This window comes from Bradyrhizobium sp. BR13661 (assembly GCF_029892425.1).
Taxonomy (GTDB): domain Bacteria; phylum Pseudomonadota; class Alphaproteobacteria; order Rhizobiales; family Xanthobacteraceae; genus Bradyrhizobium.
This window is the reverse complement of sequence record NZ_JARXWB010000018.1, coordinates 116425-137600: the sequence shown is the minus strand read 5'-3', so window position 1 is coordinate 137600 and position 21176 is coordinate 116425. Positions and strand designations below refer to the sequence as shown.

The 21176-nt window shown below is 64.9% G+C and carries 22 protein-coding genes; 10 read left to right on the top strand and 12 right to left on the bottom strand.

Features of this window, described 5'->3' with window-relative positions:
- Window positions 1-117 precede the first annotated feature (117 nt).
- Genes cpaB through M2427_RS26965 form a run of 4 tightly spaced genes read left to right on the top strand, consistent with a single transcriptional unit; the run spans window position 118 to window position 4533 of the window.
- Window positions 118-933 (top strand): Flp pilus assembly protein CpaB, encoded by an 816-nt coding sequence (gene cpaB, locus M2427_RS26980; RefSeq protein ID WP_280709904.1) that lies wholly within the window; start codon window positions 118-120, stop codon window positions 931-933.
- 10 nt (window positions 934-943) lie between these two features.
- Entirely contained in the window at window positions 944-2461 is a 1518-nt protein-coding gene (locus tag M2427_RS26975; RefSeq protein WP_280709903.1) for a type II and III secretion system protein family protein, read from the top strand.
- A gap of 51 nt (window positions 2462-2512) precedes the next feature.
- Window positions 2513-3247: a CpaD family pilus assembly protein gene (locus tag M2427_RS26970; protein ID WP_280709902.1), complete on the top strand. Its 735-nt coding sequence runs from the start codon at window positions 2513-2515 to the stop codon at window positions 3245-3247.
- Window positions 3244-4533 (top strand): AAA family ATPase, encoded by a 1290-nt coding sequence (locus tag M2427_RS26965; RefSeq protein ID WP_280709901.1) that lies wholly within the window; start codon window positions 3244-3246, stop codon window positions 4531-4533. The genes M2427_RS26970 and M2427_RS26965 overlap by 4 nt, the downstream gene beginning before the upstream one ends.
- 93 nt (window positions 4534-4626) lie before the next feature.
- Here M2427_RS26965 and M2427_RS26960 read toward each other — a convergent pair whose 3' ends face one another.
- Window positions 4627-5415 (bottom strand): tetratricopeptide repeat protein, encoded by a 789-nt coding sequence (locus M2427_RS26960; RefSeq protein WP_280709900.1) that lies wholly within the window; start codon window positions 5413-5415, stop codon window positions 4627-4629.
- A gap of 82 nt (window positions 5416-5497) precedes the next feature.
- On the bottom strand, window positions 5498-5743 hold the full coding sequence (locus tag M2427_RS26955; protein WP_280709899.1) for a PilZ domain-containing protein: 246 nt from the start codon (window positions 5741-5743) through the stop codon (window positions 5498-5500).
- A gap of 227 nt (window positions 5744-5970) precedes the next feature.
- Here M2427_RS26955 and M2427_RS26950 point away from each other — a divergent pair, with 227 nt between their 5' ends.
- The 3 genes from M2427_RS26950 (at window position 5971) to M2427_RS26940 (ending at window position 10504) form a co-directional block, all read left to right on the top strand.
- The gene (locus M2427_RS26950) at window positions 5971-7509 is read left to right on the top strand and encodes a YifB family Mg chelatase-like AAA ATPase (RefSeq protein WP_280709898.1); all 1539 of its coding nucleotides are present in this window, start codon (window positions 5971-5973) and stop codon (window positions 7507-7509) included.
- 97 nt (window positions 7510-7606) lie between these two features.
- Window positions 7607-8077 carry a hypothetical protein gene (locus M2427_RS26945; RefSeq protein WP_280709897.1) on the top strand — a complete coding sequence of 157 codons (471 nt, stop codon included), beginning with the start codon at window positions 7607-7609 and terminating at the stop codon, window positions 8075-8077.
- 201 nt (window positions 8078-8278) lie between these two features.
- A complete protein-coding gene (locus M2427_RS26940; protein WP_280709896.1) occupies window positions 8279-10504 on the top strand; it encodes an ATP-binding protein in 2226 nt (741 codons plus the stop codon).
- 115 nt (window positions 10505-10619) lie between these two features.
- Here the strand turns inward: M2427_RS26940 and coaA are convergent, their stop codons facing one another.
- The 7 genes from coaA to hisB all read right to left on the bottom strand — a co-directional run bounded on the left by coaA (window position 10620) and on the right by hisB (window position 15357).
- Window positions 10620-11576: a type I pantothenate kinase gene (gene coaA / locus M2427_RS26935; protein ID WP_280709895.1), complete on the bottom strand. Its 957-nt coding sequence runs from the start codon at window positions 11574-11576 to the stop codon at window positions 10620-10622.
- 27 nt (window positions 11577-11603) lie between these two features.
- Window positions 11604-11927 carry a phosphoribosyl-ATP diphosphatase gene (locus M2427_RS26930; RefSeq protein WP_280709894.1) on the bottom strand — a complete coding sequence of 108 codons (324 nt, stop codon included), beginning with the start codon at window positions 11925-11927 and terminating at the stop codon, window positions 11604-11606.
- Between the two features lie 76 nt (window positions 11928-12003).
- Window positions 12004-12780, bottom strand: coding sequence for an imidazole glycerol phosphate synthase subunit HisF (gene hisF / locus M2427_RS26925; protein ID WP_212028108.1), 777 nt, complete (start codon window positions 12778-12780; stop codon window positions 12004-12006).
- Between the two features lie 3 nt (window positions 12781-12783).
- Window positions 12784-13521: a 1-(5-phosphoribosyl)-5-[(5-phosphoribosylamino)methylideneamino]imidazole-4-carboxamide isomerase gene (gene hisA, locus M2427_RS26920; RefSeq protein ID WP_280709893.1), complete on the bottom strand. Its 738-nt coding sequence runs from the start codon at window positions 13519-13521 to the stop codon at window positions 12784-12786.
- The gene (hisH, locus tag M2427_RS26915) at window positions 13518-14168 is read right to left on the bottom strand and encodes an imidazole glycerol phosphate synthase subunit HisH (protein ID WP_280709892.1); all 651 of its coding nucleotides are present in this window, start codon (window positions 14166-14168) and stop codon (window positions 13518-13520) included. The genes hisA and hisH overlap by 4 nt, the downstream gene beginning before the upstream one ends.
- Window positions 14165-14695, bottom strand: coding sequence for a DUF2628 domain-containing protein (locus tag M2427_RS26910; RefSeq protein WP_280709891.1), 531 nt, complete (start codon window positions 14693-14695; stop codon window positions 14165-14167). The genes hisH and M2427_RS26910 overlap by 4 nt, the downstream gene beginning before the upstream one ends.
- Before the next feature lie 68 nt (window positions 14696-14763).
- Entirely contained in the window at window positions 14764-15357 is a 594-nt protein-coding gene (gene hisB / locus M2427_RS26905; protein WP_280709890.1) for an imidazoleglycerol-phosphate dehydratase HisB, read from the bottom strand.
- A 242-nt stretch (window positions 15358-15599) separates the two neighbouring features.
- Between hisB and hslV the strand changes: the two genes are divergently transcribed.
- The 3 genes from hslV to hslU are packed head-to-tail and all read left to right on the top strand — an operon-like array spanning window position 15600 to window position 18143.
- On the top strand, window positions 15600-16160 hold the full coding sequence (hslV, locus tag M2427_RS26900; RefSeq protein WP_280709929.1) for an ATP-dependent protease subunit HslV: 561 nt from the start codon (window positions 15600-15602) through the stop codon (window positions 16158-16160).
- 2 nt (window positions 16161-16162) lie between these two features.
- Window positions 16163-16786, top strand: a complete 624-nt coding sequence (locus tag M2427_RS26895) for a DUF2585 domain-containing protein (protein ID WP_280709889.1) — start codon at window positions 16163-16165, stop codon at window positions 16784-16786.
- 52 nt (window positions 16787-16838) lie between these two features.
- Window positions 16839-18143 carry an ATP-dependent protease ATPase subunit HslU gene (gene hslU, locus M2427_RS26890; protein WP_280709888.1) on the top strand — a complete coding sequence of 435 codons (1305 nt, stop codon included), beginning with the start codon at window positions 16839-16841 and terminating at the stop codon, window positions 18141-18143.
- Window positions 18144-18172: 29 nt separating this feature from the next.
- On the opposite strand, the gene M2427_RS26885 is transcribed toward hslU, so the two are convergent.
- From M2427_RS26885 to M2427_RS26875, 3 genes are read right to left on the bottom strand one after another with little or no spacing between them, the layout of a single operon-like run.
- On the bottom strand, window positions 18173-18760 hold the full coding sequence (locus tag M2427_RS26885; protein WP_280709887.1) for a Smr/MutS family protein: 588 nt from the start codon (window positions 18758-18760) through the stop codon (window positions 18173-18175).
- Window positions 18757-20277 carry an MltA domain-containing protein gene (locus tag M2427_RS26880; protein WP_280709886.1) on the bottom strand — a complete coding sequence of 507 codons (1521 nt, stop codon included), beginning with the start codon at window positions 20275-20277 and terminating at the stop codon, window positions 18757-18759. Before M2427_RS26880 ends, M2427_RS26885 begins: the two co-directional genes overlap by 4 nt.
- On the bottom strand, window positions 20255-20959 hold the full coding sequence (locus tag M2427_RS26875) for a Tim44/TimA family putative adaptor protein (RefSeq protein WP_280709885.1): 705 nt from the start codon (window positions 20957-20959) through the stop codon (window positions 20255-20257). The genes M2427_RS26880 and M2427_RS26875 overlap by 23 nt, the downstream gene beginning before the upstream one ends.
- Between the last annotated feature and the right edge of the window lie 217 nt (window positions 20960-21176).

Sequence of the window (21176 nt, the reverse complement as noted above, 5' to 3'; positions counted from 1 at the left end):
CCGTCACAGGCCATCACACTCGGCCTCGCAACACCCCTTATACTTTTACTCCCTACTCATCGATGCGGGGGAACCCGCCACGTGCGGTTCGAGTGCCCCGCGTAAGAGTAGAAGCGTATGAACACCGCACGCATTGTCGTTCTCGTCATCGCGTTGGGCGCCGGCGGCGTCGCCGCGTATCTGGCCAGCGGCTACGACAACAAGCCCGCGCCCATTGCCCCGGTGGCCGAAAAGCTGCCGACGGTCGAGGTGCTCGTCGCCAAATCCGACATTCAGCTCGGCCAGGCCGTGAAGGCCGACGATCTGCTATGGCAGACCTGGCCGCAAGCGACCGCAAGCAGCGCCTTCATCCGTCGCGACAGCAGGCCCAACGCACAAAACGAGATCGGCGGTTCGATCGCCCGCGTGCCGCTGATGCAGGGCGAGCCGATCCGCGAGCAGAAGCTGGTGAAGGCCGACGGCTCCGGCTTCATGGCCGCGATCCTGCCGTCGGGGATGCGTGCCGTGTCCACCGAGATCTCGGCCGAGACCGGCGCCGGCGGCTTCATCCTGCCGAACGACCGCGTCGACATCGTGCTGACGCGACGCCTGAAGAATCCCGATACCAACGGCCCGACCGGCGGCAACGACCTGATCCTGTCCGAGGTCGTCCTCACCAATATCCGCGTGCTCGCAATCGACCAGGCGCCGAAGGAAAAGGACGGTCAGACCACCGTGATCGGCAAGACCGTCACGCTCGAGCTGAAGCCCGAGCAGGTTGCCACGCTCTCGGCCTCGCGCCAGGGCGGCACGCTCACACTTGCACTGCGCAGCATCGCCGACGCCAGCGCCGCCGACGGTTCGCCCGACGAGGCGCTCAAGCAGCGTCAGAGCGCCGGCGTGAACGTGATCCGCTACGGCGTGCAGACACGACAACTGACGTCACAGAAGTGATGGAGACATCATGAACTACGGGGATGATCGGATGGGCCTGCGCATTCGGGGGAAGCGCGCCGGCTCGTTCTGGGCAGGGGCCATGTTGATCCTGGGGCTGGTCGCAGCTCCCGATGTCGTCCGCGCCGCGGATGCGCCGGTCGGAGACCAGGCGCCGATGCAGGCGCCGGACCTCGGCGTGTCGCCGGTCGCGACCATCGCGTCGGCCCGGACACGTTCGCTGTCGCTCGGCATCGGCAAGTCGGTCGTCGTCGACCTGCCGCGTGAGGTCAAGGACGTGCTGGTGGCCGATCCCAAGATCGCCAATGCGGTGATCCGCTCGGCGCAGCGCGCCTACATCATCGGCGGGCAGGTCGGCCAGACCAACGTGGTGTTCTTCAGCGCCGACGGCCAGCAGGTCGCCGCCTACGACATCGCGGTGAAGCGCGATCTCAACGGCATGCGCACGGCGCTGCGGCAGTTGCTGCCGGGCGTGCAGATCGAGGGCGTCGGCGACAGCGTGATGCTGACCGGTTCGGTGTCGAGCCCGGTCGAGGCGCAGCAGGCCGGCGACATCGCCGCCAAGCTCGTCGGCGGCGGCGACAAGGTCGTCAACAACATCGTCGTGCGCGGCCGCGACCAGGTCATGTTGAAAGTCGTCGTCGGCGAAGTCCGCCGCGACATCATCAAGCAATTGGGCGTCGATCTCAGCGCCAGCCTGAATGCCGGCACTGCGGTGGTGAATTTCAACAATTCCAACCCGCTCACGGCCAGTAGCGGACCGCTGGTCGGCAGTAATGGGCTTGGCATCACCGGCCTCGCCAAGGGCGTCGCCACCGTCAACGCCACCATGCGCGCGATGGAAAGCGCGGGCGTGATGCGGACATTGGCCGAACCGAGCCTGACCGCGATCTCGGGTGAATCGGCGACCTTCATCGCAGGCGGCGAATTTCCAATTCCCGGCGGCTACGCCTGCGACCCGGTAACCCATGTTTGTACGACCCAGATCACCTACAAGAAGTTCGGCATCTCGCTGAACTTCACCCCGGTCGTGCTCAGCGAAGGCCGCATCAGCCTGCGCGTGATGACCGAGGTCTCGGAGCTGTCGAACCAGAACTCCATCACGGTGTCGCAGGCGCTCTCCTCGGGCACGACCAATTCCGTCACGATCCCCTCGGTGCAGACCCGCCGCGCCGAGACCACGCTGGAAATCCCCTCGGGTGGCTCGATGGCGATGGCCGGCCTGATCCAGCAGCAGACCAAGCAGGCCGTCAACGGCCTCCCCGGCGTCGACCAGATCCCGATCCTCGGCGCGCTGTTCCGTAGCCAGGACTTCGTCAACAACGAGACCGAGCTGATGGTGATCGTGACGCCCTATGTGGTGCGCGCGGTTGCCCAGAAGGAATTGTCGCGGCCCGACGACGGCTTCGCGCCGTCCTCGGATGCACAGTCGGCGCTGCTCGGCCGCATGAACCGCCTCTACGGCATCGCGCGCCGCGTCGATCCGATCGACGGCGCCAGCGGCGATTTCGGCTTCATCATCGACTGACACCAACGGTTTGGGGACCGGGCGAGAAACGGGACAAGAGGGGACCAGGCGATGACGAAGACATCAGATCGACGTCGCAATTTGCGCATCGCGCTCGCGCTGACGGGACTCTCCGTCATGCTCGGAGCCTGCAACACCACCGCCGACGTCGTCACCACCCAGACGGTGCCGATCGACTACCGCATGCGTCATCCGATCGCAGTGCAGGAAGGCAAGCGCTCGGTCGTGATCTTCGTCGGCAAGTCGCGCGGCGGTCTCTCGGCTCCGCAGCAGGCCGACGTGATGGGCATTGCCGGGGACTGGGTCCGCGAAGGCACCGGCTCGGTCGTGGTCGACGTGCCGATCGGCGCCGCGAATTCGCGCGCGGCGGCTGCGACCTATCAGGAGATCCGCGCCGTGCTCGGCAGCGGCGGCGTGCCGTCGCGCGCCATCGTCCGGCATTCCTACCGCCCCGACGATCCCGGCCTGCTGCCGACCATCCGGCTGAGCTATTCCAGGATGACGGCGGTCGCCGGCCCCTGCGGGCTGTGGCCGGAGGACATAGGGCCGTCCATCGTCGATCCCGGCTACAACGAGAACCAGCCCTACTTCAATTTCGGCTGCGCCACCCAGCGCAACCTCGCGGCGATGATCGACAACCCCGCCGACCTCGAGCAGCCGCGCGCGGAAACGCCGGCCTACACCGCGCGGCGTGACATCGCCTTCGACCGCTACCGCAAGGGTAACGCGACCGCGACCACCTATCCCGAGGCCGAAAAGGCCAAACTGAGCGATACAGGCAAATGACGGGCATCCTGGACGACGAAGCGGACGATCCGCAGCATCCTGACGAACACATTGCGCCGGTTCCGCGCATCTCGGTGCAGGCTTTTTGCGAGACCGAAAAGACGCTCGCCGCGGTGACCGCGGCGGGGCAAGACCGCCGTCTCGCCAAGGCCCATCTCACCGCTAAGAGCGGCGGCCTCGCCGCGGCGATCGAAGTCTATGACACGATGCCGACGCCGAACGTCATCGTGATCGAGTCCGACGGCACGCGCGACATTCTCGAGGGCCTCGACGATCTCGCCGGCGTCTGCGACCCCGGCACCCGCGTCGTCGTGATCGGCAATCCCGGCGACACCGCGCCGTACCGCGAACTGGTGCGTCGCGGCGTCAACGACTACGTGATCGGACCAGTCGAGACCATCGACGTGGTGCGCTCGATCTGCAGCCTGTTCTCGGCCTCCGAAGCCATCATCACCGGCCGCATCATCGCGGTGGTCGGCGCCAAGGGTGGCGTCGGCGCATCCACGGTGGCGCACAACGTGGCCTGGACCATTGCGCGCGACCTCGCGCTCGATTCCGTCGTGATCGATCTCGACCTCGCCTTCGGCACCGCAGGCCTCGACTACAACCAGGACCCGGCGCAGGGCATTGCGAACGCGGTGCTGTCGCCCGACAGGCCCGACACGGCGCTGATGGAGCGCCTGCTGTCCAAATGCACCGAGCATCTCAGCCTGCTTGCTGCGCCCGCCACACTCGACCGCGTCTATGATTTCGGCGCCGAGGCGTTCGATGCGATTTTCGACACGCTGCGCATGACCACACCCTGCATCGTGCTCGACGTGCCGCATCAATGGTCGGCCTGGACCAAGCGCGCGCTGGTCAACGCCGACGACATCGTCATCGTGGCCGAGCCCGATCTCGCCAATCTGCGCAACACCAAGAACATGCTGTCGGTGCTGAAGACGGCGCGGCCGAACGATCGGCCGCCGCTCTATTGCATCAACCAGGTCGGCATGCACAAGCGCGCCGAGATCGACGTCAAGTCGTTCGCCAAGACGATGGAGAGCCAGCCGCTCGCGGTGATCCCGTTCGATTCGAAGCTATTCTCGACCGCGGCCAATAACGGCCAGATGATCGCGGAGGTCTCCAGGAGCCACCGCACCACCGAGCTGTTCCAGAACATGGCCAACCGCCTCGCCGGGCGCGGCGAGGTCAGGAAGCCGAAGCGTTCGCTGCTCGGACCGCTGCTGAAGAAGCTGAAGGGCAAAGCCGGACGCGGATCGGCGCCGCATCGCAAGGCGTCGTAAAGGCAGGAACCTTAAAGGCAGGAACCTTAAAGGCAGGAATCCTAAAGGAAGGAATCCTAAAGGAAGGAATCGCGACGACCGGAAAGAGGCGGATTATTTGTCCGCCCTTTGCTGTTTCTTGGCCAGCACCTGGCGTAGCGCCGCGACCTTCGCTGCGGCCTGGTCCGGCGGCAAATCTGCCTTCACCAGGATTTCAGCCTCGGTCTCGCGGCCCTGCAATCCCAGCACGAGCGCGAGATTGGCGCGGACCCGCGGATTGTTCTGGTTGCGCTGATAAGCGCGGCCGAGCACCTGTTCGGCCTTCGGCAGATTGTTTTGCAGCATATAGGACAGGCCGAGATTGGACAGCACGGTCGGCTCCTCGGGCACGATCTTCAGCGCTGCGGCGTAATATTGCTGCGCCTCCTCGTTGCGGCCGAGCTGATCGAGCGCCGCGCCCTGTGCCGAGAGGATGCGCCAATCGGGATCCTCGGGCGCATGCGCGCGGCCCAGCACGTCGAAAGCCTGCTGGAAATTGCCATTGTCGGCGAGCGCGCGGCCGTAGCCGGCGAGCAGCGCCTTGTTGCCGGGATGGGCGAGCACAGCCTGCTCGAAGACGGCGACCGCCTGGGCGCGCTGGCCGCTCTCGCGCAGCGCCTTGCCGTAGTCGAGGACGATATTGGGATCGTTCGGCTTGGCGCGATAGCGCTCGCGCAGGGCGTCCATTTCGGGCCTGGCGCCGGCCGCTTCAGACTTGGCTTCAGACTTGGCTTCGGACTTGGCGCCGAGCGCACCGGTGACGTCCTCCAGGCCGGTGGTCTGGCAACCGCCGAGTGCGAGCACCGCGAGCGCAGGCAGCAGGAATCTCGCCGGGGACGAGGCAGGGGACGAACGCTTGGACATACTCTGATCACCGCCGGCGGACTGATCAGAGATGCTTTGCCGATTAACGCTAAAGTCCCGTTAAGAAACCGGCCGGTTTGGCTTAGTCCGTGAATTCCGCACCGAATTCGCAGCCGATGCGCCAGCGCAGGCGGCACTGGCGGGAATAATCCGGCGCGAAGATGATGGTGAATTGCGGCGGCACTTCCAGAAATTCCGCCACGACCTTCACGCCCCCGGCCGAGATATCCGTAATCGTGCAATCCCTCGGCAGCGAGCCCGCGCCAAAATGAATCTTGGCAAGTCGGCTGCACACCCGTCGTTCGCTTCTGCGGCGATTTGCAAGCATTTGAATTCTTCACCCGTTAGATCACGGCCCATCCCGCAGCCTCAGGAGTAGCGGACATTCGTTGGGATGTGCTGAGGAGAGCGGCGCGCATTCGAAACGTAGTCGAAGCTTAATGTCGTCGTCCCGTTGACGGGTCGTTAGGGGATCGCGGCGCCTCGCCTCCGTTCCCGTATTGTTCTTGTCAGGCCGATCTCGATCTGCTACCCCTAATTGTGCGAGGGGGCAGCATGGTCCAGCGGGTTTCGACAGTCGCCTTTGAAGGGATCGAGGCCCGCGCGGTCGACGTGCAGGTGCAGGTCGCACCGGGCCTGCCGGCCTTCGCGATCGTTGGCCTGCCAGACAAGGCCGTGTCGGAGGCGCGTGAGCGGGTCCGTTCGGCGCTGATCGCCTCGGGGCTGGCGTTGCCGGCGCGGCGGATCACTGTCAATCTCGCGCCCGCCGATGTCCCGAAGGAAGGCAGCCATTACGATTTGCCGATCGCGCTCGGGCTGATGGCCGCGATCGGCGCGATTCCGCCGGATGCGCTGACCGGTTTCACCGTGCTCGGCGAGCTCGGCCTCGATGGATCGATCGCGCCTGTCGCCGGCGTTCTTCCCGCCGCGTTCGGCGCCAATCTGCGCGAGGAGGGCTTGATCTGTCCGGCGGCCTGCGGCTCGGAGGCCGCGTGGGCGAGCCCTGACATCCAGATCGTCGCCGCACATTCGCTGATTCAGATCGCCAACCATTTTAAGGGCACGCAGGTGCTGTCTCGGCCGGTGCCGAAGGTGCATGAAGCGGCCGCCTCGCCGCTCGATCTGCGCGACATCAAGGGCCAGGAGAGCGCCAAGCGCGCGCTGGAGATCGCGGCGGCCGGAGGCCATCACCTGCTGATGATCGGTGCGCCCGGCGCCGGCAAGTCGATGCTGGCGGCGCGCCTGCCCTCGATCCTGCCGCCGCTGTCGCCGAGCGAATTGCTTGAGGTCTCGATGATCGCCTCCGTCGCCGGCGAGATCGAGGGCGGCGCGCTGACATCGCGGCGGCCGTTTCGCTCACCACATCATTCCGCCAGCATGGCCGCGCTCACCGGCGGCGGCGCGCGCGCAAAACCCGGCGAGATCTCGCTTTCGCACCAGGGCGTGCTATTCCTCGACGAGCTGCCCGAGTTCGATCCGCGCGTGCTGGATTCGCTGCGCCAGCCGCTGGAGAACGGCGAGGTCTCGGTCTCGCGCGCCAATCACCGCGTGACCTATCCGGCGCGCTTCATGCTGGTCGCGGCGATGAACCCCTGCCGCTGCGGCAATGCATTCGAGCCGGGCTATGCCTGCAAGCGCGGCCGCATCGAGCGCTGCACCGGCGACTACCAGGCGCGCATCTCAGGTCCGTTGATGGACCGCATCGATCTGCGCATCGAGGTTCCCGCAGTCACTGCGGCCGATTTGATCCTGCCGCCGCCGACCGAAGGCTCAGCCGAGGTCGCCGCACGCGTGGCGGCCGCGCGCGACATCCAGCTCGCGCGCTATGCGGCTGCGGGCCTGCCGCGGGTTCGAACCAACGCCGAAGCACCGTCCGCGGTGCTCGAGGACATCGCCAAGCCCGACGCGCAGGGGCAAAAGCTGCTGCGCGATGCCGCCGAGACCATGCGGCTGTCGGCGCGCGGCTATCACAGGGTGCTGCGGGTGGCGCGCACGCTCGCCGACCTCGACAACGCCGACAAGATCGGCCGGCTGCATCTCGCCGAAGCGCTGTCCTACCGGGCACTCGCGGAGGATGTGCGCCAGCTCGCCTGATCATTCCGCGCGTCAACCCTGCGGTAACGAGTTTCCTTTACGCTCTGCAAACCATAAGGCCCACAAGTTCCCGAGTGGCCTAGGCGAGTAGCGTGTCATGTTGCGGTTCAAGATCCTGGCCTCGGTTGTTCCCCTGTTGGCGGCTGCGGTATTCGCGCGCAACGAGATCGGATCGGTCTCCCATCCCTGCATCGCCCTCGGCGACACTTCGGTCGAGCTGACATCCCTGTTCTGGAAGGCCGGCGTTCACGTCGCCTTCACCGACGATCTGTCGCGAGCCACGGTGCGGGTCCAGATCACCGACGATGCGGATGCCGCGGACTTCGCGCTCGTGGACGACGGTCCCGACCCGGAGACCGAGTCCTGCCAGGCCAATCCGGCGTCACGCCTCATCACCATCGCCGCGGAGCCCGTCGACGGCGGCCCGGTGATCTATCTTTCGACTGATGGCCCGTCCGATTACCGCATCTATGTGCGCTCGAAGACGTTCTCGCAGCGCGAGGCCGCGGCGCTGATCGTCGGCGCTCATGGCGAACGCCCGCTGCCGCTCCAGGCCGCCTCGCTTTAACTTTTAAGCATGATCTCTCCGGAAAACCGCTGCACACTTTGCGCTAACGCGGCCCTCCGGGTCCGGATCATGCTCTGAAGCATTAACACCTCGTCAACCCTGTTTCGAGGCCGCACCAAAGCCTCAAGCTGTTCGCAAGGTCGGCGAGACATCGTCGCGCGCGGCGGTGGCTGTTTCGGGTGAGAGTCGGGGTCGGTGGCGATGGATCGGACGTTCCGGATCAAGGTGCGCACGCGCCGTTTCAGGCGACAGCATCCGCGCATCGCCTTCGCGATCCGCTCCTTCATGATCTTCTCGGCGACCTTCGGCGGCGCCTATGGCTTCGTCACCGGCAGTCGCTCGGAGAACTCCGGCTACGATCCCAACACCTTTGCGATCGGCGCGAGCTTCCTGTTCGCGCTGGCCTGCCTCGGCCTTGCCACGCTCAGCATGCGGCTGCGTTTCGTCGCCAAGCGGATGCGCAAGCTCGCCGCCCACAACGAGGCGCTGATCGACCGCAATTGGGAGCTGAAGGAAGCCGAAGAGCGCGCCCGCAGCCTCTTTGAGTCGCAAGGCGATTTGATCGTGCTGCGCGACCATCAGGGCCGCATCACCTTCGCCAATGACGCCTATTGCGCGCTCGCCGGACAGCAACGCAGTGCGCTGCTCGGCACGCGGTTTGATTTCGACGTGCTGGAGCAGGGCGACAGCGCGCGCGAAAGCAACGGCACGCGCATCCACGACCAGAGGATTGCCACGCCGCTCGGCGCGCGCTGGATCGCCTGGCGCGAGGGTTTTGTCCGGCACGATGCCGGCCAACCCGCCGAATTGCAAAGCGTCGGACGCGACGTCACCGACCGCACCGAGAGCGAGCGTGCGCTGTCGGACGCGCGTGACCAGGCCGACGCCGCCAACCGCGCCAAATCGCGTTTCCTCGCGATGGCCTCGCACGAGATCCGCACGCCGCTCAACGGCATCATCGGCATGGGCGGGCTCCTGCTCGACACCAATCTGACGCCGGAGCAGACCACTTACGCGCGCGCCGTGAAAACCTCGGGCGAAGCGCTGATGGCGCTGATCGAAGAGCTGCTCGACTATTCCAAGATCGAAGCCGGCAAGCTCGACCTCGACCAGCGGACCTTTGCGCTCTCGACCCTGATCGAGGAGATTACCGAGCTGCTGGCGCCCCGTGCGCAGGCGAAAAACCTCGAGATCGCGGCCTATGTCGACGAGCGGCTGCCGCTCGAGGTCATCGGCGATGCGGCACGGCTGCGCCAGGTGCTGCTCAACCTCGCCGGCAATGCCATCAAGTTCACCGCATCAGGCGGCGTCGCGCTGATCGTCGAGCCCGGCATCTGGCCGAACGAAATCAGCTTCCTGGTCCGCGACACCGGCATCGGCATCGCGCCCGAGGCACAGTCGCGCATCTTCCGCGAATTCGAGCAGGCCGACGACCGCGTCGCCCGCACCTATGGCGGCACCGGGCTCGGCCTTGCCATCAGCGAACGCATCGTCAAGCGCATGGGCGGCCGCATCACGCTGGAAAGCGAACCCGGCAAGGGCTCGACCTTCGAGGTCGCAATCCCACTCGCGCCATCGCAGGGCGACGCCGGATGCACGGCGTTCCCGAGCCCTGATCTCGCCGGCAAGTCCATCCTGCTGGTGGCCGACGGCATCGAGGCGTCGCTGATCGCGCGGCGGCTGGAGCGCTGGGGCGGCCAGACCTGCCTGGTCTCGGATGCAACGGTCGCCGAAGCGCTGCTGCCGGAACGTTCATGGCATGCAGTGCTGGTCGACCGCGCACTCGGTCCGACCATTGTCGATCATCTGGGCGAGGCCGCCCGCGCTCATGCGACGCAGCGCTTCGTGCTGCTGACACCGAGCTCGCGTCACGAAAAGCTCTCGCCTGATTTCACCGGCTTCCTCACGAAACCACTGCGCGCCGCCTCTCTCGCAGCCCGCCTCGCGCTGACGCCGGAAGTCGCCTCGCCTGACCTGGCGCCCGAGCCCATCGAGCCGGCGCCGGTCAAAGCGCCCGCAAGCGGCCTCTCGATCCTCGTTGCCGAAGACAACGAGATCAACGCGCTGCTGATGCGGTCTTTGCTCACAAAACTCGGCCACCGCGTCGTCATCGCGGTTCATGGCGAGGCCGCGCTTGAATCCTGGCTCGCGGCCAGCTCCGCCGGTACGCCCTATGATCTGGTTCTGATGGACATCCAGATGCCACAGCTCGACGGCATCGAAGCGACCAAGCGTATCCGCGCGCATGAAGCTGCCACCGGCAGCCACCACACGCCGGTCCTCGCGCTCACCGCGAACACGCTGGTGGAAGACCGCTATGCCTGCTTCGAGGCGGGCATGAACGGGTTTCTGATCAAGCCGCTCGATCGCGAAAAGCTGGACGAAGCGCTGGCGGGGCTAGCGGCGGCGCGGCAGCTGGCGGTGTAGCTCTCTCCCCGTCATTGCGAGGAGCTCTTGCGACGAAGCAATCCAGACTGCTTCCACGGAGAGATTCTGGATTGCTTCGCTGTGCTCGCAATGACGAGATGGATACAGCCTTGCCCTACAGCCTTCGCAGCGCCACGCTCTCCACGGCGTGATCGGCACCCTTCTTCAGGATCAGCGTCGCGCGCGGGCGCGTCGGCAGGATGTTGTCCTCAAGATTGGCGAGGTTGGTCCGCTCCCAGATCGCGGTGGCAGTCGCGGTTGCCTCCTCGTCCGACAGCAGCGCATAGCGGTTGAAGTAGGATTTTGGATTGGTGAACGCCGTGTCGCGCAGCGCCAGGAAGCGCTTGATGTACCAGCGCCGCAGCGCCTCTTCATCGGCGTCGATATAAACCGAGAAGTCGAAGAAGTCGGAGACCACGGGCACCGCCTTGCCGTCACGCGGCAGCTTGCCGGTCTGCAGCACGTTGACGCCCTCGACGATCAGGATATCGGGCTGGTCGACTTCCGCCCATTCGTTCGGCACGATGTCGTAAGTCAAATGCGAATAGACCGGCGAGCGCACATGGCGGCGGCCCGACTTGATATCGGAGAGGAAGCTGAGCAGTAGCGGCAGATCGTAGCTCTCCGGAAAGCCCTTCTTCTGCAGGATGCCTTGCTGCTCGAGCAGGGCCTTCGGGTAAAGAAAGCCGTCGGTGGTGATCAGCTCGACCTTCGGACGCGGCGACCAGCGCGCCAGCAGCGCCTGGAGCACGCGGGCCGTGGTCGACTTCCCCACCGCGACGGAACCGGCAACGCCGATGATGTAGGGCACCTTGCGGTCGCGGATGTTGAGGAACTGCCGTTCCGCGTAATACAGGCGCTGCATCGCGTCGACATAGATGGAGAGCAGGCGCGACAGCGGCAGATAGATGTCCTCGACTTCCTTGAGATCGAGGCGGTCGTGCAGCGAACGCAGCCGGTCGAACTCACCCGGCTCCAGCGTCATCGGCGTATCGTCGCGCAGACGCGCCCATTCTTCGCGCGTATAGACGCGGTATGGATTGTATTGCTGCTCGGGTGCGCGGATATCCATGACGCGACCTTTCCGTAAAGAGCTCGGCTAGCTGCTCTTGCGCGACGCTTTCTCTTCCAACCCTGACATGTTCGTACGCTTGTCGAGGGCGGCTTCCACCTCTTCCAATCTTACGCCGCGTGCCTTGAGCAGCACAAGGAAGTGATAGAGCAGGTCGGCACCCTCGGCGATCAGATGCGCGCGATCGTTTTCGACTGCTGCGATTACGGTTTCGACTGCTTCCTCACCGAACTTCTTGGCGCAATGTTCGGCACCTTTGTCCAGGAGCTTGCGGGTATAGGAGGCCTCACCACCGGAGGCCGCGCGGGCGTCGATGGTCTGGGCGAGGTCGTGGATCGTGAAACGCGGCATCGGAAATACTCAGAAACACATCCGGCCAAAGGCCAATCCCTGCCGGCCTGTGTAGCATTTTTAAGAACGGGAGTCGTCAGGCATCCAGGCGCATGGGCAAGCCCCGCCGGGACATGTGCTCCTTGGCTTCCCGGATGGTGAATTCCCCGAAATGAAAGATCGAGGCGGCCAGTACCGCGGTCGCATGCCCATCGCGGATACCGTCGACGAGGTGGTCGAGATTGCCGACGCCGCCCGAGGCGATCACGGGAACGGGAACGCTGTCGGCGATCGCCCGGGTCAGCGGGATGTCGAACCCTTGCCTGGTGCCGTCGCGGTCCATCGAGGTGAGCAGAATTTCACCAGCGCCGAGCGAGACCACTTCCTGAGCATATTCGATGGCGTCGATCCCGGTCGAGTTGCGGCCGCCATGGGTGAAGATTTCCCAGCGCTCGCCGCCGCCCGCACGCTTGACCCGCTTGGCATCGATCGCGACGACGACGCACTGCTCGCCGAATTTTTCGGCGGCTTCCTTGACGAACTCGCGCCGCGACACCGCGGCACTGTTGATCGAGACCTTGTCCGCGCCGGCGCGCAGCAGGGTCTTGATGTCGTCCACCTTGCGGACGCCGCCGCCGACGGTGACAGGCATGAAACAGGCTTCCGCCGTGCGCCGGACCACGTCCAGCATGATGCCGCGATTCTCATGGGTCGCGGTGATGTCGAGGAAGGTCAGCTCATCGGCCCCGGCGGCGTCATAGGCGATCGCGGCTTCGACGGGGTCGCCGGCGTCGCGGAGATCAACGAAGTTGACGCCCTTGACGACTCGGCCGTCCTTGACGTCGAGGCAGGGGATCACGCGCACCTTGAACATGTGTCAGCTCCTGCGCGCGTCGCGGATCAAGGTGAGGGCAGCGGAAGGATCGAGCCGGCCGTCATAGAGCGCGCGACCTGCGATGGCGCCGGCGAGCTTTTTCGCGCGCGGCGTCAGCATGGCTTTGACGTCCTCGATCGAGGCGAGGCCACCGGAGGCGATCACCGGAATCGAGATCGCATCCGCAAGCGCGATGGTCGCATCCAGGTTCAGGCCCTTGAGCAAGCCGTCGCGCGCGATGTCGGTGAAGATGATCGCGGCCACGCCGGCATCCTCGAACCGCTGCGCGATCTCCAGCACCGTCACCTGCGAGGTCTCGGCCCAGCCTTCGACGGCGACCTTGCCGTCGCGGGCGTCGAGGCCAACAGCGACGCGGCCCGGGAATTTCTTCGCCGCCGCCTTCACCAATTCGGGATCGCGCACCGCGGCGGTGCCGATGATGACGCGGGTGATGCCTTTTTCGAGCCAGGCCTCGACAGTCGCGAGATCGCGGATGCCGCCGCCGAGCTGCACCGGAATCTTGATCGTCTTCAGCATCGCCTCGACGGCTTGCGCGTTCACCGGCTTGCCGGCGAAGGCGCCGTCGAGGTCGACGACGTGGAGATATTCAAAACCCTGTGCGACAAAGCTCTGCGCCTGCGCGGCGGGATCGAGATTGAACACGGTCGCCCGCGCCATGTCGCCTTGCTCGAGGCGCACGCACTGGCCGTTCTTGAGATCGATGGCAGGAAAGAGAATCACGGTTTCCATCGCAAAAAGTTCGAGATCAAAGCGAGGCCAAAGCGCTGGCTCTTCTCGGGGTGAAACTGCGTGCCGATGGCGGTGTCCCTACCGACGATCGCGGTGACGGGACCGCCGTAATCGGCGCGCGCGAGCACGTCAGCTTCATTGGCAGCATTGAGGTGGTAGGAGTGCACGAAATAGGCGTGCTGGCCCTTCTCACCGAGTGGCAGCTTGTTCAGCACCGGATGCTCTTGCAGGAGCTCGAGCGTATTCCAGCCCATGTGCGGGATCTTCAGGCTCTCGTCACGCGGCGTGATCTTCTCGACGTCGCCGCCGATCCAGTTCAGGCCTTCGGTGATGACATGTTCCTTGCCGCGACTGGCCATCAGCTGCATGCCGACACAGATGCCGAAGAACGGCCGCGCCTTGACGCGGACGGCTTCGGTGATCGCTTCGACCATGCCGTTGACGGCATCGAGCCCGCGCCGGCAATCGGCGAAAGCGCCGACGCCCGGCAGCACCAGACGATCGGCCTCATAGGCCCGATCGGGATCGCTGGTGACGAACACCTTCTGGCCGTTCTCGAGGCTGCGCGCGGCGCGCTCGAAGGCCTTGGCGGCGGAATGCAGATTCCCGGAACCGTAATCGATGATGGCGACGCTCATCTTGACCCTCCCGGTTCTGGAAACAATCCAATGATGCCGCCGGCCGGAATTGGCGGCGGGTTCGAAAATGGCTGACCCGACAAATTGCGGGTCGGCGGCGGGCCACCGCGATCGACCGCCCATTGATCGTTGACAATGCCGCGCTGCTTTTCGCTCCAGCGCTCGAAGAAACGGCGCTCGGCCGTGTCGTGGTCGTCGGCGACGACGATGTCGAGCTGCCGCCACTTGCCGCGCGACAGCGTCCAGCGGCGCAGGCTCGAGGCCTCAAAACCCATCAAGAGCGCAACGACAATATTGGCGAGGAAGATCGAGCGGCGGCCGACACCGACGCTATGCAGCCCGGCATCGAACGCCGCGAGAAAAACGATCCAGCCGATCAGCGCCAGCCAGAGCCTGTTCCAGAGCAGCCAGAGCGGGCCGAAGATCATCGCCCAGACATGGAAGCCGTCGCGCACGAACACGAACTTGTCGGTCGCGCGCAGATCGGCCCCACCTGGGGAGGGAGCATGAACTGTGTAGACAGGCATTTTCGATGCCCCGTTCTCGAGAATTGAAGTGATACCGCTGGCAGCGCTTAGCCACCGAGACGGAGAGATCAGCCGCCAAGCGAACCCTTGGTGGACGGGATTTCGCCCGCCGCCTTGGGATCGATCGCAACCGCGGTGCGCAGCGCCCGCGCCAGGCCCTTGAAGCAGGACTCGGCGATATGGTGGCTGTTATCGCCATATAGGGTCTCGACGTGGAGAGTCACGCCGGCATTCATGGCGAAGGCCTGGAACCACTCGCGCACCAGCTCGGTGTCGAATTCACCGATCTTGTCGCGGGGAAAGTCGGCCTTGAACACCAGGAACGGGCGGCCCGAGATGTCGATGACCACGCGCGACAGCGTCTCGTCCATGGGCATGTGCACGCCGGCATAGCGGGTGATGCCCGCCATGTTGCCGAGCGCCTGCCTGACCGCCTGGCCGAGCGCGATGCCGGTGTCTTCGGTGGTATGGTGATAATCAATGTGCAGATCGCCCACCGCCTTGACCGTGAGGTCGATGCGGGAATGGCGTGCGAGGAGATCGAGCATATGGTCGAAAAAGCCGATGCCGGTGGCGATATTGGCCACACCGGTGCCATCGAGGTTCACGGAGACCTCGATGTCGGTTTCCTTGGTCTTGCGCTTGATCGTCGCGGTGCGCATTGAAAGCTGGCTTTCGCTTCTATTTGAGCATGATCCTTCCCGGAAAACCGGTACCCACTTTTCCGGGATCATGCTCGGGGCCGAAAACGCCAGTCTCTTAACAGCCAAATGACACCTTCGCTACTGCGGGAACGGCTGGCCGGGCCTCTACTTCTGCCTATGGTGAGCGAAATTCGGCCCGGAACGGCCCGTTGTGCGCCCGACCGCGACCGCCTAAATCAGCCGGGACAATGAGGTTCATGATGCAGGATTCCCAGAACAGCTCGCCGGTCTGGCACGGCACCACGATTTTGACGGTCCGCAAGGGCGGCAGGGTGGTGATCGGCGGCGACGGCCAGGTCTCGATCGGCCAGACCGTGATCAAGTCCAACGCCAAAAAGGTCCGGAAACTCGGCAAGGGCGACGTGATCGGCGGCTTTGCCGGCGCCACCGCGGACGCTTTCACGCTGTTTGAGCGGCTGGAGAGCAAGCTCGAGCAATATCCGGGGCAACTGACCCGGGCGGCGGTCGAGCTCGCCAAGGACTGGCGCACCGACCGCTACCTCCGCCGGCTGGAGGCCATGATGATCGTGGCCGACAAGGACGTCTCCCTGGTGCTGACAGGCACCGGCGACGTGCTCGAGCCCGAAGCCGGCGTGATGGCGATCGGCTCCGGCGGCAATTACGCGCTGGCCGCGGCCCGCGCCCTTGTTGATACCGACAAGGACGCCGAGACCATCGTCCGCCGCTCCCTCGACATCGCCGCCGACATCTGCGTCTACACCAACCGCAACGTCACCATCGAAGCGCTGACGGCCGGCTGAGGATGATCTCAGCCCGCAGCGCCAACCCGATCCAACCCGCATTGCCGCCGCTCGCCTGGGTCGGCATCGCGCTATTGCTGCTGGCGTTGCAGGCATCGATCCTGTTTGCGATGGGGCGGGTGCCGATCTGCACCTGCGGTTACGTCAAGCTCTGGCATGGCGTGGTGAACAGCTCGGAGAATTCGCAGCACATCGCCGACTGGTACAGTTTCTCGCACGTGCTGCACGGCTTCCTGTTCTACGGATTGACGTGGCTGTTGTTCGCGCGGCGATTGACTTTTCTCGAGCTTTCTTGGCCTGCGCGGCTGGTCATTGCGATGCTGATCGAGGGCGCCTGGGAGATCGTCGAGAACTCGCCATTCATCATCGAGCGCTACCGCGCCGGCACGATCTCGCTGGATTATTACGGCGACAGCATCGTCAACTCGGTCTCGGACACGCTATTCATGATGCTGGGGTTCGTTGCCGCGCGCGTGCTACCTGTTACCGCAACCGTCGCGCTCGGGCTCGCCTTCGAGATCATGCTGGCGCTGCATATTCGCGACAATCTGACGCTCAACATCCTGATGCTGATCCATCCAATCGAGGCCGTGAAGCAATGGCAATCCGGCCCGCCGATCATCTGACGGCCAAAAAAGCGGCTTGTCCCCGCCGGCTTCCAATCCTAGCTAAGGTCCCATGACAGACTTTTCTCCCCGCGAAATCGTATCCGAACTCGACCGTTTCATCGTCGGCCAGTCCGACGCCAAGCGCGCCGTCTCGATCGCGCTGCGCAACCGCTGGCGCCGGCAGCAGCTCGAAGGCTCCTTGCGCGAGGAGGTGCTGCCGAAGAACATCCTGATGATCGGCCCCACCGGCGTCGGCAAAACGGAAATCGCGCGGCGATTGGCCAAACTCGCCAACGCGCCGTTCCTGAAGGTGGAAGCGACAAAGTTCACCGAGGTCGGCTATGTCGGCCGCGACGTCGAGCAGATCGTGCGCGATCTCGTCGAGGTCGCGATTGCCCAGGTGCGCGAGAGGAAGCGCAAGGACGTTCAGGCGCGGGCCCAGCTCGCCGCTGAAGAGCGCGTGCTCGATGCACTGGTCGGCGCCAATGCCAGCGCGGCGACGCGGGAATCCTTCCGCAAGAAGCTGCGCGCGGGCGAGCTCAACGACAAGGAAATCGAGATCGAGACCCAGTCGTCAGGCGGCGGCATGCCGATGTTCGAGATCCCGGGCATGCCGGGCGCGCAGATGGGCGCGATCTCGATCGGCGACATCTTCGGCAAGATGGGCGGCCGCAGCAAGACGCGGCGGCTGACGGTCGAGAACTCGCACGAGATCCTCGTCAACGAGGAATCCGACAAGCTGCTGGACACTGATCAGCTGACGCTGGAGGCGATCAGTGCGGTCGAGAACAATGGCATCGTGTTCCTCGACGAGATCGACAAGATCTGCGCCCGCGACGGCCGCGTCGGCGGCGATGTCTCGCGCGAAGGCGTGCAGCGCGATCTGCTGCCGCTGATCGAGGGCACCACGGTCTCGACCAAGCATGGCGCCGTGAAGACCGACCACATCCTGTTCATTGCTTCAGGCGCCTTCCATGTCGCGAAACCGTCGGACCTGCTGCCGGAATTGCAGGGCCGCCTGCCGATCCGCGTCGAATTGCAGGCGCTGACCCGCGACGACATGCGCCGCATCCTGACCGAGCCCGAGGCCTCGCTGATCAAGCAATATGTCGCCTTGATGCAGACCGAGGGCGTCACGCTCGACATCACCGACAGCGCCGTCGACGCACTCGCCGACGTCGCGGTCGCCGTCAATTCCACCGTCGAGAACATCGGCGCGCGCCGGCTCCAGACCGTGATGGAGCGGGTGCTGGACGAAATCTCCTTCACCGCCCCTGACCGCAGCGGCGAGACTGTCCGGGTCGATGCCGATTTCGTGCAGAAGCACGTCGGCGACCTCGCCAAGAATGCGGATCTGAGCCGGTTCATTTTGTAATTTTGGGCGATCGCGCGATGGATGCGGCGCTAAAACCTCGCTCGCCGGATCCGTACATACAGCGCGCCCTCGCCACCGTGGCCGATGCTTGCCTCTTCGAACCCGACCACGAAGGCGCGGAATTCCGGCAGGCTCAGCCATTCCGGCACCTGCCGACGCAGCACGCCGCTTTCGCCGCCGCTGCGACCCTTGCCGGTGATGACCAGCACGAAGGTCAGGCCCTCGTGGTGGGCCCGGTGCAGGAAACCGGTCAGGGCGCGATGCGCGCGCATCTGGGTCATGCCATGCAGATCGAGCCGCGCGTCGATCTCGCTGCGGCCGCGCGACAATTTTGTCCGTTCGCGCTTGCCGAGCGGGGCGAGCGGCGGCATTGCCGGCTTTGACGGACGTGGGACTGATGCCTGAGCCAATGGCCGCGGCGACAGCGTCGGTTTCGCAACCGCGGCCGAAGCAGGCTCCGGTTGCGGCGCGGCGTGAACCTTCGTCCTCCGATGCTTTCGCAGCGGCTTGACCTGTCTCGCCACGAGCTCCCACAGCTCGCGGTCTTCCTCGCTTAAGCCGCGCCGGCGCGGCGAAGGGCGCGGATCCAGCACGGGCGGACGGGACGATCTCTTCATTGCTGGTGGGAACGGGTTTTCATGTGCCGGCGCGGTTCACGGACAGGTTCTATCACAGGACGCGGCGCCGGAAGCGGCACCGGACTAGCGACAGCAACAGTCTCGTCCTTGCCCGATGTTGCGGCTGATACAACCGGCTTCGCTGCCGGTGCTTGCGGAAACAGTCTTGCGATCTTCTCCGATGGCCGCGGGTCCGGTACCGGCAGCCGGGCGGCGCGGACGTCCGGATCGAGGCTCTTCGGCACCAGCATCAGGAAATGCATGGGGTGGCGCAGCCGGCCGGCGACGCGGCCGGCATCCGCCCCCGCGCCAAAATAGAGATCCGCGCGGGCAGGCCCGATGATGGCGGAGCCGGTGTCCTGCGCGATCATCAAACGATGGAACGGTGTCTTGGCGCGGTCGGACTCGATCGGCAGCTCGCCCTCGATGAAGAACGGCGTGCCGAAGACGTGCAGCGATTTGTCGACCGCGATCGAACGGCCGGCGGTGAGCGGAACGCCTTGCGCGCCGACCGCCTCGTCCTTGTCGGAGAGGTTCACCTGGTGGAAGAAGATGTAGGAGCGGTTCTGCCGCCGCAACTCCTTGGCGCCATCGGGGTTTTGGGCCATCCACTCCCTGATCTTCTGCATCGACATCTCTTCTTTTGGAATGATGCCGCGCTCTACCAGGACGCGCCCCACTGCCGTGTAGGGATAGCCGTTGTAGGAATCGTAGTTGAGCCTGATCGTGCCGCCGTCGTCGAACTTGATCCGCGCCGAGCCCTGGATCTGGGCGAACAGCAAATCGGTCGGGTCCTTCAGCCAGGCGATTTCCAGGCCGCGGCCCGCGATCTTGCCGTCCTCGATCTCGCCGCGGTCGTAATAGGGCACGAGCTTGCGGCGCCCGATTTTGCGAAACACCGGCCCCTTGTTGGGCAGACTGACCGAAGCCTGATTGAAGCCGCGCACGAACAGGTTCGAGGGCCGGCGATAGACCGGCACGTTGTAGACATCGGTCTGCGCGCGCGAGCCGTCCAGTACCGGCTCGTAATAGCCGGTGACAAAGCCATCGGGCTCACCGAGGCGCGAGATGCGCAGCGGCGAAAAGTTGGTCTCGAAGAATGTCCTTGCGCTGGCGTCATCACTCGGCTCGAACGACTTGGCAGCGCGGCAGGGTTCGTTCAGCGAGCCGTTCAGCGCTTTCGGCTCGGAGGCGCCGGTCTGCGCATTGATCGAACGGCAACTGGCGCGAAACGTCTTATAGGCCGCGAGATGATCGTCCTCGCTCCAGCCCTTCACGTCGGCCCAGGCCAACGGCAGATATTGCGCGCCGGGAATTTCGAACGGGAGAGGGAGCTGCGGATAGGGCAGAGCACGCGGCGGGATCGCGGCGACTTCAGGGGCGTGACGATGATGGCTGCGGTAGTGGCGCCGGGCGGCTTCCGCGCCAAGCGAAAACGAGGCCAGCACGACGAGACCTGCGCAAAGCGCCGTCGCGCTGGTCTTCAGGAAACTCTTAATTCGCGCTTCCGGTGCCAACCAGCTTCCAGTTCGGATCGCGAGAGGTGGTGTCGCGGGCGAAAGTCCAGATGTCGGTGATGTCGGCGACCTTGTCGGCGTTGCCGTCGACGATGTTGCCGGCCTTGTCACGGGTGACCGAGATCATCTGTGAAACGAAGCGGACAGTGAGCTGGGCCGTCTTGTCGCGCAGCTCGGCGCCGACCAGCTCGGCCTTGTCGATCGAGACGAAGCGCGTCTCGGTCTTCTGCTCGTTCTTCTCGCGATCCTTGATCGCGGCGTCAAAACTCTCATAGACCTCGGACGAGAGCAGGTCGCGCAGCGAGCGGCGATCGCCATTGGCAAAGGCCAGCACGATCATTTCATAGGCGCCACGGGCGCCCGAGATGAAGTGGCGCGGATCGAAGGTCGAATCCTTCTCGAAGATGGCGTCGAGACCCTGGGCCAGCGCAGTGCCCGGCTCGGTCAGGCCCTTCCAGCGATCGGAAGGCGGGGCGGGCTCTGCTAACGGCGCCGCCGGCGGCTGGTCGATCACCTTGCCCGGCATGGTCACGACGTTATTGTCCGGAGCTCCCCCCAACGCATTGCGAGCGGTGCGATCGAACGGTGGCCGTTCGTTGCCGGTCCGCTGCCCCAATACGCTGCGCAGCCGCAGGAAAATAAAGACCGCCAGCGCAAGGAAGATGATGGTGTAGATGTCCACGTCGTATCGCTTTCTGGTCTTTGCTCAGGTCTTCCTGGGGGCCGTGACCGGGAAAATCAATCCGGCCAGTAGACCGTTCCATACCGGAACGGCAAGATGACATCACCAATTTTGGTCCGCGCGTCACGTCCGCCGGATGTAGGCACGAAATTGGGCCCGGCCAATGGCGCCTTTTGGCACAGCGTGAAGTGTAGCGCGTTTTATGCTTAAGGGGAAA

Bases quoted from the DNA above. Each gene is read 5' to 3' on its own strand.
- M2427_RS26930 (WP_280709894.1), bottom strand. From the start codon at position 11,927: ATGCCGCGTTTCACGATCCACGACCTCGCCCAGACCATCGACGCCCGC.
- hslU (WP_280709888.1), top strand. From the start codon at position 16,839: ATGACAGACTTTTCTCCCCGCGAAATCGTATCCGAACTCGACCGTTTC.
- hslV (WP_280709929.1), top strand. From the start codon at position 15,600: ATGCAGGATTCCCAGAACAGCTCGCCGGTCTGGCACGGCACCACGATT.
- M2427_RS26895 (WP_280709889.1), top strand. From the start codon at position 16,163: ATGATCTCAGCCCGCAGCGCCAACCCGATCCAACCCGCATTGCCGCCG.
- M2427_RS26965 (WP_280709901.1), top strand. From the start codon at position 3,244: ATGACGGGCATCCTGGACGACGAAGCGGACGATCCGCAGCATCCTGAC.
- M2427_RS26950 (WP_280709898.1), top strand. From the start codon at position 5,971: ATGGTCCAGCGGGTTTCGACAGTCGCCTTTGAAGGGATCGAGGCCCGC.
- hisF (WP_212028108.1), bottom strand. From the start codon at position 12,780: ATGTTCAAGGTGCGCGTGATCCCCTGCCTCGACGTCAAGGACGGCCGA.
- M2427_RS26970 (WP_280709902.1), top strand. From the start codon at position 2,513: ATGACGAAGACATCAGATCGACGTCGCAATTTGCGCATCGCGCTCGCG.
- M2427_RS26945 (WP_280709897.1), top strand. From the start codon at position 7,607: ATGTTGCGGTTCAAGATCCTGGCCTCGGTTGTTCCCCTGTTGGCGGCT.
- M2427_RS26910 (WP_280709891.1), bottom strand. From the start codon at position 14,695: ATGCCTGTCTACACAGTTCATGCTCCCTCCCCAGGTGGGGCCGATCTG.
- hisB (WP_280709890.1), bottom strand. From the start codon at position 15,357: ATGCGCACCGCGACGATCAAGCGCAAGACCAAGGAAACCGACATCGAG.
- coaA (WP_280709895.1), bottom strand. From the start codon at position 11,576: ATGGATATCCGCGCACCCGAGCAGCAATACAATCCATACCGCGTCTAT.
- cpaB (WP_280709904.1), top strand. From the start codon at position 118: ATGAACACCGCACGCATTGTCGTTCTCGTCATCGCGTTGGGCGCCGGC.
- M2427_RS26955 (WP_280709899.1), bottom strand. From the start codon at position 5,743: ATGCTTGCAAATCGCCGCAGAAGCGAACGACGGGTGTGCAGCCGACTT.
- hisH (WP_280709892.1), bottom strand. From the start codon at position 14,168: ATGAGCGTCGCCATCATCGATTACGGTTCCGGGAATCTGCATTCCGCC.
- M2427_RS26885 (WP_280709887.1), bottom strand. From the start codon at position 18,760: ATGAAGAGATCGTCCCGTCCGCCCGTGCTGGATCCGCGCCCTTCGCCG.
- M2427_RS26960 (WP_280709900.1), bottom strand. From the start codon at position 5,415: ATGTCCAAGCGTTCGTCCCCTGCCTCGTCCCCGGCGAGATTCCTGCTG.
- M2427_RS26940 (WP_280709896.1), top strand. From the start codon at position 8,279: ATGGATCGGACGTTCCGGATCAAGGTGCGCACGCGCCGTTTCAGGCGA.
- M2427_RS26975 (WP_280709903.1), top strand. From the start codon at position 944: ATGAACTACGGGGATGATCGGATGGGCCTGCGCATTCGGGGGAAGCGC.